We start from the raw sequence: 17,352 nt of genomic DNA on the forward strand, positions 1-17,352 counted from the left end.
ACCTGCCTATATCTGAAGGAAATAAGTATGATTTTGGCTGAAATCCATGCACAATCCATTAAAAATGCGCATGTTAGGAATAAAAAGTTCCATTTTTTTTGGATAATATCGAAATTATTCGTAATTTTGCAAACGTTCAGTGGAATGAGGGGCTCGCAAAGAGTTCCTCATTTTATTTTAATAAGGTATATATGATTGACAAAAACGTCGTAAAAACATTAGTGGATGAGTGGCTCCAAGATAAGGAATATTTCTTGGTAGGCATCGAAATTAGTCAAGACAACAAGATTGTCGTGGAAATCGACCACGCCGATGGTGTGTGGATTGAGGATTGCGTGGAACTCAGTAGATATATTGAGGACCATTTGAATCGTGATGAGGAAGACTTTGAACTGGAGGTGGGTTCTGCAGGATTGGGACAGCCATTCAAGGTGCCTCAGCAGTACATCAACTTTGTTGGCAAAGAAGTCGAGGTGCTTGATGCCGATGGCAAAAAAGTAAAGGGCATCCTCAAGGCTGTCGATGGCAATGATTTTACAGTAGGTGTTGAAGAAAAGGTAAAAGTGGAAGGCAAGAAGCGTCCGGTAAAACAGGAAGTAGATTATGCTTTCCAGATGGATAAAGTAAAATATACAAAATACGTAATAAGTTTCAAATAAACTATGGCTAAGAAAGAGCAAGAATTAACTGCGAGTATGATTGATACATTTCGCGAGTTCAAAGAAACCAAGAATATCGACCGTACAACTTTGGTGAGCGTGTTGGAGGAAAGTTTCCGCAATGTGCTTGCTAAGATTTTTGGTAGTGATGAAAACTTCGATGTGATTGTTAATCCTGATAAAGGTGACTTTGAAATTTACCGCAATCGTGTCGTTGTTGCTGATGGCGAGGTGGAAGATGAAAATAAGGAAATCGCTTTGACTGAGGCTCGTAAAATCCAGGCTGACTATGAGGTAGGCGAGGATGTGAGCGAGAACGTGGATTTCAATAAGTTTGGTCGTCGTGCCATCTTGACTCTTCGTCAGACCTTGGCTTCTAAGATTTTGGAACTTGAGCATGATTCTCTTTATAATAAGTATAAGGATCGTGTGGGTCAGATTATTTCCGGTGAGGTTTACCAGATCTGGAAGCGTGAAATCCTGATTGTTGACGACGAGAACAATGAGTTGATTTTGCCAAAGGCAGAGCAGATTCCTGCTGACCAGTATCGCAAGGGTGAAACCGTGCGTGCCGTGATCTTGCGTGTAGATAATGAGAACAATAATCCTAAGATTATCCTGAGCCGTACAGCACCTATCTTCTTGCAGCGCCTGTTGGAGGCTGAGGTTCCTGAAATCGCAGAGGGACTGATTGCTATCCGTCGCATAGCCCGTATGCCAGGTGAGCGCGCCAAGATTGCTGTGGAGACTTTCGACGAGCGTATCGACCCTGTAGGAGCCTGCGTGGGTGTGAAGGGTAGCCGTGTACATGGTATCGTACGTGAGTTGTGCAATGAAAACTTAGACGTAATCAACTATAGCAGCAACGTGAAGTTGTTCATTCAGCGTGCTTTGGCACCTGCAAGAATTTCTTCAGTTAATATAGATGATGAAAACAAGAAGGCTGAGGTGTTCTTGCAGCCAGAAGAGGTGAGCAAGGCTATCGGTCGCAGTGGTATGAACATCAAGTTGGCTTCTATGTTGACTGAATATACCATTGATGTGTTCCGTGAGATTGACGAAAGTCAGGCTGACGAGGATATTTATCTGGATGAATTCTCTGATGAAATCGACCAGTGGGTTATCGACGCCATCAAGGGCATCGGACTTGATACAGCGAAGCAAGTGCTCAATGCACCTCGCGATATGCTCGTAGAAAAGGCCGACTTGGAGGAAGAGACTGTTGATAACGTATTGAAGGTTTTACGAGCAGAGTTTGAACAGTAATTCTCTAAAAATCGCATTACAAATAAGAGACAAAAGAAAAGGAGTATAAATAATAAATATGAGCATCAGATTAAACAAAGCACTACGTGAATTGAATATAGGACTTCAGACGGCAGTTGAATTCCTATCTAAGAGAAGTGACCTGGGAGAGGTCGAGGCAGAACCAAGCTTCAAGCTTAGCGATCAGCAATATAAGGCTCTGACCGATGCCTTCAGTCAGGACAAGAAAGTCCGTGACCAGGCGGAAAAGCTTTTCACCAAGAAAACAAAAGATAAGAAACGTGTTCCAGAGCAGAAGGAAGACCGTGAGGAGAATGCCGAGGTGTCTAATGGTAAACAACAGTTTAAACCATTGGGCAAGATAGACTTGGATAGCATCGGAAAACCTGCTGCTAAGTCTGCTGCTCCTGAGAATCGTAAGGCGTCTGGAAAGGAGTCTGCTGCCGTCAGCTCTGCGCCTGTTACTAATGCTTCTAAGGCTGAAGTAAAAGCAAGTCATGAACATCAGAAAGGTAATGCTGGCGGACAGATGTCTCACCAGCATAAGCAGAATGGTGAGAGAAATAATGGCCAACAGAAGCAAAATAATCATAAGTCAATGCAAAATCAGGCTAACAACAATCAGCCACAACAAGGCGAGAAGCCAGCTGAAACAAATGCTTCTGGAAGCGTGTTCACACTCAAGAGTGAGAAGAAGTTCTCTGCCAATGAACCTAAGGTGTTGGGTAAGATCGATTTGTCTTCCTTGAATCAGAGTACTCGTCCTAAGAAGAAGAGTAAGGAGGAACGCCGCAAGGAACGTGAGGAAAAACTTGCACAGCAGCACAGTGAGAGAAAGAAACGCGTGCGTATCAATAAGGAACGTGTTGATATCAACGCTGAGGCTAACCAGGGTAATAATGGGGGCAACAAGAATAATGGTGGCAACCAGAACAACCAGAATGGTGGCAATAAGAAGAAAAAGAATAAGAACAGAAATAATAACAACAAGGGCGGCAATCAGAACAACCAGCGTCAGATAGAAGTTGATGACGAGGCTGTAGCACGCCAGGTAAAGGAGACTCTTGCTCGTTTGACCAGCAAGAGCCAGAACAAGAAGGGCGCTAAATACCGTAAGGAGAAGCGTGAGGCTGTTCAGGAGAAATTGCAAGATCAGGCTCGTCAGGAGCAGAAGGAAAGTAAGATCCTGAAACTCACGGAGTTCGTTACTGTAAGCGAATTGGCTACGATGATGGACATCAGCGTTACTCAGGTTATCTCTACCTTGATGGGTGTTGGTATCATGGTATCTATCAACCAGCGTCTGGATGCAGAGACCATCAACATGGTGGCTGAGGAGTTCGGATTCAAGACCGAATATGTCAGCGCTGAGGTTCAGGAGGCTGTGAGCGAGGAAGAGGATGATGAGAACGACTTGGTTCCACGTGCTCCAATCGTAACTGTGATGGGTCACGTTGACCATGGTAAGACATCTTTGCTCGACTATATCCGCAATACCAATGTGATTGCTGGTGAGGCGGGTGGTATTACCCAGCACATCGGTGCCTACAGTGTGACCCTGAAAAGCGGTCGCAAGGTAACCTTCCTGGATACTCCTGGTCATGAGGCGTTTACCGCCATGCGTGCCCGTGGTGCTCAGGCTACCGATATCGCCATCATCATCATCGCTGCCGATGACTCTGTGATGCCTACTACCAAGGAGGCTATCGCTCATGCTCAGGCTGCTGGTGTGCCAATGGTATTTGCCATCAATAAGATTGATAAACCAGGTGCTAATCCAGACCGTATCCGCGAGGACTTGGCGAACATGAACTTGCTTGTTGAAGAATGGGGCGGTAAGTATCAGTGCCAGGAAATCAGTGCCAAGAAGGGTATTGGTGTTCACGATTTGCTCGACAAGGTGCTCCTTGAGGCTGATATGCTCGACTTGAAGGCTAACCCTAACCGTCGTGCTTCAGGTACCATCATCGAGTCTTCTCTCGACAAGGGTCGTGGATATGTTTCTACCGTGTTGGTAGCCAATGGTACCTTGAAGGTAGGCGACATCGTTCTCGCCGGTACTTCTTGGGGTCGTGTAAAGGCAATGTTCAATGAGCGTAATGCCAATATCAAGTCTGCAGCTCCTGCAGAGCCAGCTATCATCCTCGGTTTGAATGGTGCGCCTACTGCAGGTGACCAGTTCCACGTTATTGAGACAGAACAGGAGGCTCGTGAAATTGCCAACAAGCGTGAGCAGTTGCAGCGTGAACAGGGCTTGCGTACTCAGAAGCGCTTGACCTTGGGTGATATTTCTCACCGTATTGCACGTGGTGAGTTCCACGAGTTGAACGTCATCGTGAAGGGTGATACCGACGGTTCTGTTGAGGCATTGAGCGACTCATTCATCAAACTTTCTACTGAGAAGGTTCAGGTGAACGTAGTCAACAAGGCTGTGGGTCAGATTTCTGAGAACGATGTGATGTTGGCTTCTGCTTCAGATGCTGTCATCGTTGGTTTCCAGGTTCGTCCATCTGCTGATGCACGTAAGGCTGCTGACCGTGAGGGTGTTGAAATCAACACATACTCTATCATCTACGATGCTATCGACGATATCAAGAGTGCGATGGTTGGTATGCTCGACAAGGTGAAGAAGGAAATCGTTACCGGTCAGGTAGAGGTGAAGCAGACCTTCAAGATTTCCAAGGTGGGTACTATTGCCGGTGGTCTCGTTACCGAGGGTAAGGTACACGCTAAGGATAAGGCTCGCGTCATCCGTGACGGTATCGTCATCCGTACTGCAGAAATCGGTGCCTTGAAGCGTTACAAGGATGATGTCAAGGAGGTTGTTACCGGTATGGAATGCGGTTTGAGCCTTGTCAACTACAACGATATCCAGGAAGGCGACGTTATCGAGACCTTCACAGAAATCGAGGTAGAGCAGAAACTTTAATCAAGTGAAGAGTGAAGAACGAAGAGTGAAGAATTCATTTGTCTTTTCGCTCTATCCTATATATAATAAGGTAGGGATGAGTCCTTGGTGACTTATCCCTATTTAGGGTTTAAATAACGAAAGGTTATTCTAAATAAAATGGCAGAGAAAGAACAAGAAAAGAATCAGTTTGTCAAGCAGGTGGCTGAGCAGAAATATGAATTCGGCTTTACTACTGATGTGCATACTGAAATTATAGAGAAAGGACTCAACGAGGATGTTGTGCGCCTTATCTCACAGAAGAAGGGAGAGCCAGATTGGATGCTCGAATTTCGTCTGAAAGCCTACCATTACTGGAAGACGCTCAAGGAGCCAAAGTGGGGACACGTACACGTGCCACCTGTTGACTACCAGGAGATTTCATATTATGCAGACCCTTTGGCTAAGAAGCCAAAGAACAAGGAGATTGATCCTGAGTTGGAGAAGACATTCGATAAACTCGGTATTCCTCTGGAGGAGCGCTTGGCTTTGAGCGGTACCGCTGTGGATGCCATTATGGACTCTGTATCGGTGAAGACTACCTTCAAGGAGAAACTTCGTGAGAAAGGAGTCATCTTCTGCAGTATTGGTGAGGCTGTAAAGGAACATCCTGATTTGGTAAAAGAGTATTTAGGAACCGTTGTTCCTTATCGTGATAACTTCTATGCAGCCTTGAACAGTTGTGTATTCAGTGATGGCTCATTCGTCTATATTCCTAAGGGCGTCCGCTGTCCGATGGAGTTGAGCAGTTACTTCCGCATCAATGCCCGTAACACCGGTCAGTTCGAGCGTACATTGATCATCGCTGATGATGATGCCTACGTTTCTTACTTAGAGGGATGTACAGCGCCAATGCGTGATGAGAACCAGCTCCATGCAGCTATCGTAGAGATTATTGTCAAGGATAATGCAGAGGTGAAGTACTCTACCGTTCAGAACTGGTATCCTGGTGATGAACATGGTAAGGGTGGTGTGCTGAACCTGGTAACCAAGCGAGGCGACTTGCGTGGTGTCAACTCTAAGTTGAGCTGGACTCAGGTAGAGACGGGTTCTGCGATTACCTGGAAGTATCCTTCCTGTATCTTGCGTGGCGATAACTCTGTAGCTGAGTTCTACAGTGTGGCTGTTACCAACAACTATCAGGAGGCTGATACAGGTACCAAGATGATTCACATGGGTAAGAACACCAAGAGTACCATCATCTCGAAGGGTATTTCGGCTGGTCATAGCCAGAACTCCTATCGTGGTCTGGTTCGTGCTACATCCAATGCCGATAATGCCCGCAACTACAGTTCCTGCGACTCTTTGTTGCTGGGTAGCGATTGCGGAGCACATACCTTCCCATACATGGATGCTCATAACGACACAGCCGTGTTCGAGCATGAGGCAACTACCTCGAAGATTTCAGAAGACCAGCTCTTCTATTGCAATCAGCGAGGCATTCCTACCGAGGAGGCTGTCGGCTTGATCGTAAACGGTTATGCCAAGGATGTGCTCAACAAGTTGCCTATGGAGTTTGCCGTTGAGGCACAGAAACTCCTGAGTGTTTCACTCGAAGGAACCGTAGGATAAGCGATAGTTTCTATTGGCTATTACGAAACAAATTTTGAGGTGACGTCTTATGAGAAAGATAATGCTTTTATGCTTACTGATGGCAGGTATGTCTGTTGTAGGACAGACTACCTATAAACGACCTAAGTATAAGGATGATGATGTCGAAAGAGTATGGGCGATAGATGCTCATATTGGTGGAGGCTTTTATCAGAATGCACATCATACGGGTGCGGAAGTACCAAAGTACCATTTCGGTTCTACCCAGAATATAGGAATGTTGACTAAGTTTCATGCGGAATATTATTTGCCGAATACGAATTTTAGTTTAAAGGCAGGTTATGAGCATGAAGAAGTTACCTTTTTGAAGGGGGAGGCTGCTTATGACATAAATCAACTGATGTTAGGCGGAAGATGGTATGTTGCTCCTACGGATTGGTGGGTTCAACCTTATGTGGGGCTCGATATGCTTTGTGCTTTTGATGCAGAGCATTCAGCTTTCTCTACGTCTGCTTCTATCACGACTGGTTCAATGGGAACGAAGACGTATGAATACGAAGGATATGGTAATATAAGATTACCACGTTTCAGTGCAGGACCTGTGGTTGGAGCGGATTTCTATTTGTTTTCTAATATTGCATTACAAGTAGAATACAGCTATCGTCTTGGTTTCGACTCGCACTATCGGGCTACTTACATGGAAAAAGGAAGTTCGAATACGTCGTATAATCATGGACAACTGCATCGCCATGCAGTATCAGTAGGTTTAAAGATTAATTTTCCATTTACTTTTACTGCTAATGACGGAAGAAGTTTGTGGGATAGCTTGTTTGAATAATTATAGATACATAAATATAATATGTTAGAGGTAAAGAATCTGCATGCTACTATTGCAGGCAAAGAAATATTGAAAGGTATCAACCTGACCATTAAGGATGGTGAGATACATGCTATCATGGGACCTAACGGTTCTGGTAAGTCAACCTTGAGCGCTGTGCTCACAGGTAACCCTCTCTATACTGTAACCGAGGGCGAGGCTATCTTCAACGGCAAGAACCTCCTGGAGATGAAGCCAGAGGATCGTGCTCGTGAAGGATTGTTCCTTTCTTTCCAGTATCCAGTGGAGATTCCTGGTGTATCCATGACCAACTTCATGCGTGCGGCTATCAATGCCAAGCGTGAGTATCAGGGCTTGGAACCATTGAACACCAGCGAATTCATGAAGTTGATGCGTGAGAAACGTGCGTTGGTGGAATTGGATAGCAAGTTGGCTCGCCGTTCAGTAAACGAAGGCTTCTCGGGTGGTGAGAAGAAGCGCAACGAGATTTTCCAGATGGCGATGTTGGAGCCAAAGCTTTCTATTCTCGATGAAACCGACTCAGGTCTTGACGTGGATGCGATGCGTATCGTGGCAGACGGTGTGAACAAGATGCATACCGATCAGACTTCTGCCATCGTCATCACTCACTATGAGCGTTTGCTCGATATGATTAAGCCAAGTGTGGTTCACGTTCTTTATAAAGGTAGAATTGTGAAAACTGCAGGTCCTGAACTTGCCAAGGAGATTGAGACTCGTGGTTATGATTGGATCAAGGCTGAGGTAGATGAGAAATAATGAGGAGGATGGCTATGCTTTCAGAAAAACAATATTTAGATTTGTATCAGTCTTCTTCGAGAATGATCAAGAAGCACAGTGCTGAGGTTCTCAACGCAGTTCGTGATGCTGCATTCGAGGACTTCCGTCGCTTGGGCTTCCCTTCCCGTAAGGTAGAAAGATACAAATATACCGATATGAGCGCCATCTTCGAGCCAGACTATGGCTTGAATTTGAATCGCTTGGAAATTCCAGTAGATCCATACCAGGCATTCCGTTGCGATGTTCCTAATTTGAGTACTTCACTCTACTTTGTGGTAAATGATGCTTTCTATAATAAAGCTCTTCCAAAAGTGGAGTTGCCAGAGGGTGTTATCGTGGATTCTTTGTGCAAGGTTGCTGCAGAAAATCCAGAATTCATCGCAAAATACTATGCTAAGATTGCAAAAACAGATGAAGATGGTATCACTGCATTGAACACATTCCTGGCACAGGATGGCTTGCTCATCTATATTCCAAAGAATGTAAAATTGGATCGTACCGTACAGGTTATCAATATCCTTCGTTCGGATGTTGACCTGATGGTAAACCGTCGCGTTCTCATTGTCTTGGAGCAGGGAGCTGAGGCAAAGTTCCTCTTCTGTGACCATGCTGCTGACGATAAGAACTTCCTCGCTACTCAGGTCATTGAGGCATACGTAGGTGAGAATGCCAGTCTCGATCTCTATTGTCTGGAGGAGACTCATTATAAGAACCGTCGTGTCAGCAATGTGTATATCGAGCAACAGGCCAATAGCCGTGTGAACCATAACGTGATTACACTTCATAATGGTATCACTCGCAACCGTCTCGATCTGGTGTTCAAGGGAGAAGGTGCTGAGTGTTTCTGCAATGGTTGCGTGATTGCTGATAAGAATCAGGTGGTAGATAATAATACACTTATTGATCATCAGGTGGGTCATTGCAGCAGTAACGAGCTTTATAAGTATGTGCTCGATGGAGAAGCACGTGGTGCTTTTGCCGGTAGAGTGTTGGTTCGTCATGGTGCCCAGAAGACTACTTCTCAGGAAACCAACCAGAATCTCTGTGCTACGAAGACTGCCCGTATGTTTACCCAGCCGATGCTGGAGATTTATGCCGATGATGTGAAGTGTGCGCATGGAAGTACTGTAGGTCAGCTCAACGATGCAGCCTTGTTCTACATGCAGCAGCGTGGTGTGAGCCGCGAGGAGGCTAAGTTGCTTCTTCAGTTTGCATTTATCAACGAAGTCATCGACAAGATGGAGCTGGAGCCATTGCGCGACCGCCTGCATCATCTCGTTGAGAAGCGATTCCGTGGCGAACTCAATAAGTGTGAGGGTTGCAAACTCTGTAAATAAATAATAAAGCGTTCCTCTGCTTGAGGAGCGCCTTTTTTAAACGATATAAAAGGTCTTAGGATTATGTATGATATAAATAAAGTACGTCAAGATTTCCCGATTTTATCGAGAACTGTATATGATAAACCGTTGGTGTATTTGGATAATGCGGCTACAACGCAGAAACCATTGTGTGTACTTGATGCCATGCGCGATGAGTATCTTAATGTAAATGCCAACGTGCATCGTGGTGTGCATTATCTTTCTCAGCAGGCTACCGATCTTCATGAGGCAGCTCGTGAGACCGTACGTAAGTTTATCAATGCGCCTAAGATCGAGGAAATTATCTTTACCCGTGGTACTACAGAAAGTTTAAATCTTGTGGTTTCATCGTTCTGTGATGAGTTTATGAGCGAGGGCGATGAGGTGATTATTTCTACAATGGAGCACCATTCCAATATCGTGCCTTGGCAGTTGCAGGCTGCTAAGAAGGGAATTGCCATCCGTGTTATTCCTATTAATGATAAAGGTGAGATTAATCTCGATGAATTCACTCATTTGTTCACCGATCGCACCAAAATTGTAAGCATAGCTCAAGTGAGCAATGTATTAGGTACGGTGAATCCAGTAAAGGAGATGATCAGGATTGCGCATGAGCATGATGTACCTGTTATGGTGGATGGTGCCCAGAGTACTCCTCACTTTGCTGTGGATGTGCAGGACTTGGATTGTGATTTCTTTGCTTTCAGCGGACATAAGATTTATGGACCAACAGGTATCGGTGTTCTTTATGGTAAGGAAGAATGGCTCGATAAGTTACCTCCATACCAAGGAGGAGGCGAAATGATTGAAAGTGTGAGCTTCGAGAAGACCACTTTTGAGAAGTTGCCTTTTAAGTTCGAGGCTGGAACTCCTGACTATGTGGCTACTCATGGTTTGGCAAAAGCCATCGATTATGTCTCTGCTCTCGGTATGGACAACATCGCCAAGCACGAGCAGGAGTTGACCCGCTACTGTATGGAACAGATGAAAACCATCGATGGAATCAGACTTTTTGGTGAGCAGGAAGGTAAAGATGCTGTTGTCAGCTTCTTGGTAGGAGATATTCATCACATGGATATGGGTACATTGCTCGACCGTTTGGGTATCGCTGTCCGTACCGGTCATCATTGTGCACAGCCTCTGATGGATCGTTATGGTATTTTAGGAACCGTCCGTGCAAGCTTCGCCTTGTATAATACGAAGGAAGAAGTAGATGCTTTGGTAGCTGGTGTGAAACGTGTTGCTATGATGTTTTAGCAAGAGACTGATGTTTTAAATCAAGAACAACAGAATTTGAAGTTTATGCTGGAAAGTCATTATTATAAGGATAAGATTGAGGCTGGTTGCGATGAAGCAGGTCGTGGATGCCTGGCAGGCAGTGTCTATGCTGCCGCCGTCATTCTACCTCCTGGTTATCAAAATCCAGATCTCGATGACAGTAAAAAGCTTACAGATAAGAAGCGTAAGGCACTCCGTGAACAGATTGAACGGGACGCTGTTGCTTGGGCTGTAGGTGTAGTTACACCCGATGAAATCGATAAAATTAATATTCTAAATGCCAGTTTCTTAGCGATGCATCGTGCTTTGGATCAGCTGAAGGTTCGTCCGGAGGCAATCATTGTAGATGGTAATCGTTTTAAACCCTACAAGGATTTACCTTATACAACCATCGTGAAAGGTGACGGAAAGTATATGTCGATAGCTGCTGCCAGTATCCTTGCAAAAACTTACCGAGATGATTACATGGATGCTTTGGCTGAAGAATATCCGCAGTATGACTGGAAAGCCAATAAGGGATATCCTACTAAAAAGCATCGTGCAGCCATTAAGGAGTATGGTGTGACTCCTTATCATCGCATGAGCTATAATCTTTTGGGTTCTGGTGAATTAAGTCTTGATTTCAAGGATTAAGCATCTTTGAAGGCTTTCTTGCATTTCAGCAGACACCAGGCAAACCAACCTAAAAAGCAAGCACGGAGACCCAAATGAATGTCTGCAGGTATGACTCCTAACGTGAAAGCAAATTGAGTCTCTAACAGGAGGGCAGTTTGCTTCATGCTGATTTCTTTTTCCAATACGGTGGAGTAATATTTGCGGAGCCATTCTACAGGTACTTTTATCTTGCCTGCTGCGTTTCTGATACTATTAATGAGAAACTTTACGTCGGCAGATGGTTCAAACTGATGGTATTCTCCATTTGCAAACTGTTTTGCCAAATTACCTGATAAGATGATATTCTTTTCCATTTTCTTATATTTTAAAGGGTTTTACATATTGTTTTCTGATTCTGCATGCAAAATTAATGGGCTTTTGTGCAATATATGTTCACTTTCTGAGTTTTTATGTTAAAAGTGTTGTTGGGTTAAGGTCTATTAACAGAAATCAGAACCTTTTCCCTTAAAAACGGATCAACAAGGATTATGCGCCACGATAAGTTAGAAAAAGAAATGAATCTGATGCTTCTCCTTACCGAGAATCATCGTTATGAGGTAGATGCCATTTGTGACAGAATAGGCATTTCCCGCCGTATGCTCTATTATTATTTGGAGAGTTTCCGTGATTGGGGATTCAAGGTGGAGAAAAATGGAAAGATTTATAGTCTGGACAGAGAATCGCCTTTCTTCAAACATCTCTTTGAAACCATCAATTTCACAGAGGAGGAAGCCCTGACGATGCTCTCTATATTAAATAAGGTGGAGGATAATAATGCCATTATCCAGCGTCTGCGTCGAAAACTGGACCGTTTTTATGACTTAAACATCCTTTCTAATCCTCAATTACGTGAACAGGCTGCTCATCATGTGAGTGTGCTTTATGATGCCATCAAGCGTCATAGACTTGTGAAAATTATGAATTACTCTTCACCACACAGCAAAAGTATGAGCGACCGCGTGGTAGAGCCTTTCCTCATGATGAACAATAATAATGATGTGCGCTGCTATGAATTAAGTTCGAAGATGAACAAGACGTTTAAGGTGGCGCGTATGGGAGATGTAATTTTGCTTGATTTGGAGTGGAGTAATGAAGCAAAACATAAGCAGATGTTTACCGATCTCTTTATGTTTAGTGGAGATGAACGCTTACCGGTCAAGCTTCGTTTGGATCAGCTTGCATATAATGTTTTCGTAGAAGAATATCCAAAATCTGCCGATTTCATCGTGAAAGAGACGGAGAAATCATGGATTTTTGAAGCAGAAATGGCAAGTTATATAGGTATCTCCAGATTTGTTTTAGGCTTGTTTGGTCATATAGAGGTTATAGAAAGTCCTGCTTTCTATGATTATCTGAAAAAGGAGATTCAGATGATGTCAGAAAAAGCAGGACTGTAATCTAAAGTAATTGATATAATCTTGAGAAAATTAGAAGTCAAGGGTGATACCGTTGGCATCTATTTTCTTATATGTCTTTCCGTTGACACTTACATTCTTGGAATTCTTGGCATCAAAGGTATGAGTCTTGGCAGAAACCTTGATGTTTTCCAACTTCACACCATCCGTGCGGTTGATAACGATACCTTGTTGGGCATTGTTCACCTCCATATCCTTGATGCTGATGTTTTGCACTGGCATCTCTGGAAGACCATTGAAGTAGGCGGCACGGCGTGCGCCACGGCAGATGACGTGATTGATATCGATATTGCGGAAGGCTGGAGTGGTTTCATCTACCTTCTTCATATCTACCACCTGCTGCTTCTTCTGGTCGCCGTCGTTTAATGCTTCAACTGCTGATTTTCCACCATAATAGAGATCAAAGGTGATCACATCGGTTTGGATATCAAACATAGACATATCCTGGATGTAGATGTTCTCAACGACACCGCCACGACCACGGGCGCTCTTGAAGCGCAAACCAACATCAGTACCGAGGAACTGGCAATCACGTACCATAATGTTCTTGACGCCACCGCTCATTTCGCTACCTACCACGAAACCGCCGTGACCCTTGAAAACGGTGCATCCATCGACAATCACGTTTTCACATGGAATGCCACGCTTTCTTCCGTCAAGGTCTTTACCGCTCTTGATACAGATACCATCATCACCTACGTCAAAAGTAGAATTGACAATCAGTGCGTTCTTGCATGATTCCAAATCAAGACCATCACCATTCTGAGCAAAAGAAGGATTGCGTACCAATACATCCTCAATAAGTACATTCTCGCACATCAAAGGATGGATATTCCAGGCTGGAGAGTTCTGGAAGATCACACCGTTGAGCCAAACGTTCTTGCAACTGATGAGACTTACCATCACAGGACGGAGATAGTCTTTCACTTCATTCCAGCCTTCTTCGGTTGTAATGCCGAGAGGAACGTTCATGCCAGCGCCTTTTTCATCAGCTTTGAGAGCAGCCTCAGAAGGGAACCAGTAGTTAGGATTCTTGAAAGCACCGCCACGGGAAGTAATCTCTTTCCACTGGGCAGAAGTAACCTTGGCTTTCTTCAATGGGCGCCAATATTCGCCGTTTCCATCGATGGCACCCTGACCGGTGATAGCCACGTTCTCTAAGTTCCTACCAGAGATAGGAGACTGGCAGCGACGGGTGTCAAGGCCTTCGAAAGAGGTTTCTACGAGAGGATAGAGGTTGACATCAGCAGAAAAGAGGATGACACCACCTTTTTCGATATGCAGGTTGATGTTGCTTTTCAGTGTGATAGGACCTGTAAACCATACACCTTGTGGAACGATCAGTTTACCACCGCCTTTCTGGTCCAGTGCATCAATCGCTTTCTTGAAAGCATCAGTACAGAGCGTAGAACCATCGCCGATAGCTCCGAAATCCTTGAGGTTAACCTCGTTGGCAGGGAATTGAGGGCGTGTTACCTTCTCCATCTGGAATGGAAGATTCTGGTAAAGCTCGTCATAATTGTTGGTTTCTGCTGCCTGTGACGCAAAAGTTGCCAGGCATGCAAATACGAAACAGAAAAATTTCTTCATGAATTAATCTGGGGTTTAATAGAGTTATTAATAAATAGCTATTATTTCTTGTTCTGCATATAGGTTGCAGTTGATGTTGCAAAAATACGCATTTAATTTCTTATCGCCAAATAAATGGGATATTATTATATCGCAAACGTTTTCGCTCATGGGAATATAGCAATTTGCAGAATTTTCTTAGGAAAAACTTGCAAGTGTAGAATATTTGTCGTATATTTGTGGCCGATACAACTCAATTAAACTTTTGATATATTGCTTATGAAATGTATTCGTTTACACCTATTGTTGTCAGCCCTGTTGCTGATCTCTGTATCAGCATTTGCAGGACCACGTAGTTTCCGACAAGCCAAGCAGATAGCTGAGCGCCAGGCTGCTTTGTTGGGTATTGTCATGGATGAGTCTGCTCAATCACAGGCGAAGTCTTTCGGTTTTGGTGACAAATCTCTGAAATCTCAGGCTTCTGATCAGGAAACTGCCAGTTATTATGTTTTTCCTCATGGTGAGGGAAAGGGTTTCACGATTGTGTCGGGCGATGATTGTCTGCCGGAAATCGTGGGTTATACCGATCAGGGAACTTATGATGAGGCATCTCTTCCAGAAAGTTATAAGAACTTCATGAAGGCTTATCAGGAGATGGTAGAGGCTTTGACCAAGGGCGATCAAGCTACTCTGCGCAATTTGGCAGAGGTAAAAGCTTACCGTTCTTCGGTAAATTCTACTCATTCCAAGGCAGTTTCTCCTTTATTGGGTAATATTGCATGGAATCAGAGTAAGCCTTTTAATAATATGTGTCCGATTTATGATGGTAAAAATCGGGCTGTTACTGGTTGTGTGGCTACGGCTATGGCACAGGTAATGGCTTATTATAAGCATCCTAAACAATTGTTGCAGGATATTCCTGAATATACCAGGAAATGGTATGGCAGAGATGTAGCTGTTCCTGGTATCAGCAAGAGCGATGGCGTATATGATTGGGACAACATGTTACCTTTCTATAGTAGTGCCGAGGGTAGTTATACCGAAGCACAGGCCAATGCTGTAGCCAAACTGATGTTTCATTGTGGAGCTGCCGTGAAGATGGGGTATGGTGAAATGTCGGGTGCAAATCTTACACCAGCGCCCTTGGCTAAGTATTTCGGATATGATGCCGATATGATGCTGGATTTATCCCGCTCTTTATATTCCCTGGCAGAATGGACTCAGATTCTTGATAATGAATTGGCTGCTGGGCGTCCTGTTTTCTATTCAGGTTCTTCTACTGATGGTGGTCATCAGTTTATCTGTGACGGTTCCGATGGACAGGGACTTTATCATATCAACTGGGGCTGGGGAGGCTATCAGAATGGTTATTTTGATGTTACAATCTTGAATCCTGAGAAGGGTGGTGTCGGCTCCGGTAATGCACCTGATGGTTACAACCGCAGCTGTAGTATGTTGGTTGGTGTGGCTCCTGATAATGGTAAGGTAGATGAGCCTGTAGCACCTTTTGTCCCTATTGTGCAGAGCTATTGGGATAAAATGTCTGTTTTTGAACTGACTAAGGATACAAGAAATCAGGTTTCAGATAAGTTTGCTCTGAAAATACAGAATTATTTCTGTAATCAGGGACGCCAGGATATGACAGGCTCTTTAGCTTATGGTATATTGAAGTCTGATGGTACTTATGTTCCAATCTCTGGGGTTAAGAAATTCTCTTTTAAGGGTATTCAAGATAATGGCGGAACTTATGGTAATACTTTCTTATTTGAATTTGATTATGCTTTCCCAATCGGACAGACCACGATCTATGCGATTTATAGTACCGATCATGTTCATTGGAACAAATGCGCTAATTCTGAAATGCGACCTTATGTCGTTGAGGCTACAGCTCAAAAACTTACTCGGGTTCGCTCGCAATTGAAAGCAGATATCACTCCAACCGAAGAACTATTGGGTGGATTTACCAATGGCTTTGAAATTACTATCCAGAATCAGGGTGATATCGAATATTTGGGAGCCATCAATATCTTCAGCAATACGACTGCTACTATGCCAGACCAAGCCGCGACGGATGTGTATGTCACGGTTCCTGCGCATAGTTCTATTACCAGAAAAGTAGAGTTGTCTCCTTCGGAAGGTGATTTATATCTTTGGTTGACTGATGCAGGAGCAGAAAATGTCTTTGTTAATGGCAAAAAGTTTACGGTGGAAGCAACACCTGCAGCCCCTGTATTCACAGTTGTAAAGGCATGGACCAATGCGGCTCCAAATGAATATGAGACCGAAAAGGCGACTTATGGTAGTAATAAAGTGAAAGCTCCAAAGACGAATGATGCTTTTGCCCAATTCAATTTTGCTATCAAGAACGATGGAGGTACAGCTTTGTTGAAATATGCCTTGGTAGCATATAGTACGAATGAAAGAAGCTTTGTTCCTCGTTTTGAGACGGTACGCATTCCTGGTAATGGAGCGACCACTACGATTTCTAAGTCTTTCGATCCTAATGAGTTGGGAGGCAATACTATCATCTCTGATTTGTGGTTCGTAAGTTTGACAGATGGTAGTTATTACAATATTCCAAATACATTGTCTGAAAACAAACTTTACATCGTGAATTCGGGTAGTTATTATCCGTTGAAACCTTTTAATTTGGTTGTCTATGTAGCTGGTCAGCCTTCTGGTATTTCAACCATTTCCTTGAACAAGGGTATCTATGGTGGCAATGGCGAGATTATCATATCATCTGACCGCTCTCAGACCGTAAAGATCTTTAATCTGAGTGGACAGAAAGTAACTTCAGTTGCAGTTCAGGCAGGTGAAAGACAAGTGATTCCTGTGCCTTCAGGCATTTATATTGTAAATGGAATCAAAGTGATTGTGAAGTAATACCATCGTGAAATAGGATGAATGTCTCCAGCGTGATGGTGGAGATAAAGAGAAAAGTCCCACAGATTTCACAGATTACACAGATATTTTCGACGCCAAAACTTAAATCTGTGTAAATCTGTGAAATCAGTGG

Annotated in this window: 13 protein-coding genes; 11 read left to right on the forward strand and 2 right to left on the reverse strand. The window is 43.9% G+C overall.

All coding sequences use genetic code 11. The features are described 5' to 3' along the window. Positions 1–191: 191 nt before the first annotated feature. The 9 genes from rimP to KUA50_RS13110 all read left to right on the forward strand — a co-directional run bounded on the left by rimP (position 192) and on the right by KUA50_RS13110 (position 11,328). Positions 192–659 carry a ribosome assembly cofactor RimP gene (gene rimP, locus KUA50_RS13070; RefSeq protein WP_118116541.1) on the forward strand — a complete coding sequence of 156 codons (468 nt, stop codon included), beginning with the start codon at positions 192–194 and terminating at the stop codon, positions 657–659. A 3-nt stretch (positions 660–662) separates the two neighbouring features. Further along, positions 663–1,925 (forward strand): transcription termination factor NusA, encoded by a 1,263-nt coding sequence (nusA, locus tag KUA50_RS13075; protein ID WP_118116543.1) that lies wholly within the window; start codon positions 663–665, stop codon positions 1,923–1,925. Between the two features lie 58 nt (positions 1,926–1,983). Beyond that, positions 1,984–4,854, forward strand: a complete 2,871-nt coding sequence (gene infB, locus KUA50_RS13080) for a translation initiation factor IF-2 (protein ID WP_218455850.1) — start codon at positions 1,984–1,986, stop codon at positions 4,852–4,854. A 138-nt stretch (positions 4,855–4,992) separates the two neighbouring features. After that, the gene (gene sufB / locus KUA50_RS13085; protein ID WP_022111236.1) at positions 4,993–6,444 is read left to right on the forward strand and encodes a Fe-S cluster assembly protein SufB; all 1,452 of its coding nucleotides are present in this window, start codon (positions 4,993–4,995) and stop codon (positions 6,442–6,444) included. A 61-nt stretch (positions 6,445–6,505) separates the two neighbouring features. Next, positions 6,506–7,261 (forward strand): hypothetical protein, encoded by a 756-nt coding sequence (locus tag KUA50_RS13090; RefSeq protein WP_318346040.1) that lies wholly within the window; start codon positions 6,506–6,508, stop codon positions 7,259–7,261. A gap of 21 nt (positions 7,262–7,282) precedes the next feature. Then, a complete protein-coding gene (sufC, locus tag KUA50_RS13095; RefSeq protein WP_022111235.1) occupies positions 7,283–8,038 on the forward strand; it encodes a Fe-S cluster assembly ATPase SufC in 756 nt (251 codons plus the stop codon). A gap of 14 nt (positions 8,039–8,052) precedes the next feature. After that, positions 8,053–9,396: a Fe-S cluster assembly protein SufD gene (sufD, locus tag KUA50_RS13100; protein ID WP_218456019.1), complete on the forward strand. Its 1,344-nt coding sequence runs from the start codon at positions 8,053–8,055 to the stop codon at positions 9,394–9,396. A 63-nt stretch (positions 9,397–9,459) separates the two neighbouring features. Further along, the gene (locus tag KUA50_RS13105; protein ID WP_218455852.1) at positions 9,460–10,674 is read left to right on the forward strand and encodes an aminotransferase class V-fold PLP-dependent enzyme; all 1,215 of its coding nucleotides are present in this window, start codon (positions 9,460–9,462) and stop codon (positions 10,672–10,674) included. A gap of 45 nt (positions 10,675–10,719) precedes the next feature. Continuing rightward, on the forward strand, positions 10,720–11,328 hold the full coding sequence (locus KUA50_RS13110; protein ID WP_218455853.1) for a ribonuclease HII: 609 nt from the start codon (positions 10,720–10,722) through the stop codon (positions 11,326–11,328). Here the strand turns inward: KUA50_RS13110 and KUA50_RS13115 are convergent. Continuing rightward, positions 11,325–11,663, reverse strand: coding sequence for an ATP-binding protein (locus tag KUA50_RS13115; RefSeq protein WP_218455854.1), 339 nt, complete (start codon positions 11,661–11,663; stop codon positions 11,325–11,327). The two genes, KUA50_RS13110 and KUA50_RS13115, sit on opposite strands and share 4 nt — an antisense overlap. Before the next feature lie 201 nt (positions 11,664–11,864). Between KUA50_RS13115 and KUA50_RS13120 the strand changes: the two genes are divergently transcribed. Then, positions 11,865–12,746 carry a helix-turn-helix transcriptional regulator gene (locus tag KUA50_RS13120; RefSeq protein WP_246031295.1) on the forward strand — a complete coding sequence of 294 codons (882 nt, stop codon included), beginning with the start codon at positions 11,865–11,867 and terminating at the stop codon, positions 12,744–12,746. A gap of 30 nt (positions 12,747–12,776) precedes the next feature. Here KUA50_RS13120 and KUA50_RS13125 read toward each other — a convergent pair whose 3' ends face one another. Beyond that, positions 12,777–14,354 (reverse strand): glycoside hydrolase family 28 protein, encoded by a 1,578-nt coding sequence (locus KUA50_RS13125; protein ID WP_218455855.1) that lies wholly within the window; start codon positions 14,352–14,354, stop codon positions 12,777–12,779. A gap of 258 nt (positions 14,355–14,612) precedes the next feature. Between KUA50_RS13125 and KUA50_RS13130 the strand changes: the two genes are divergently transcribed. Then, positions 14,613–17,219: a thiol protease/hemagglutinin PrtT gene (locus tag KUA50_RS13130; protein WP_218455856.1), complete on the forward strand. Its 2,607-nt coding sequence runs from the start codon at positions 14,613–14,615 to the stop codon at positions 17,217–17,219. Positions 17,220–17,352: the final 133 nt, after the last annotated feature.

The sequence above is a fragment of the Segatella hominis genome (assembly GCF_019249725.2).
Classification (GTDB): domain Bacteria; phylum Bacteroidota; class Bacteroidia; order Bacteroidales; family Bacteroidaceae; genus Prevotella.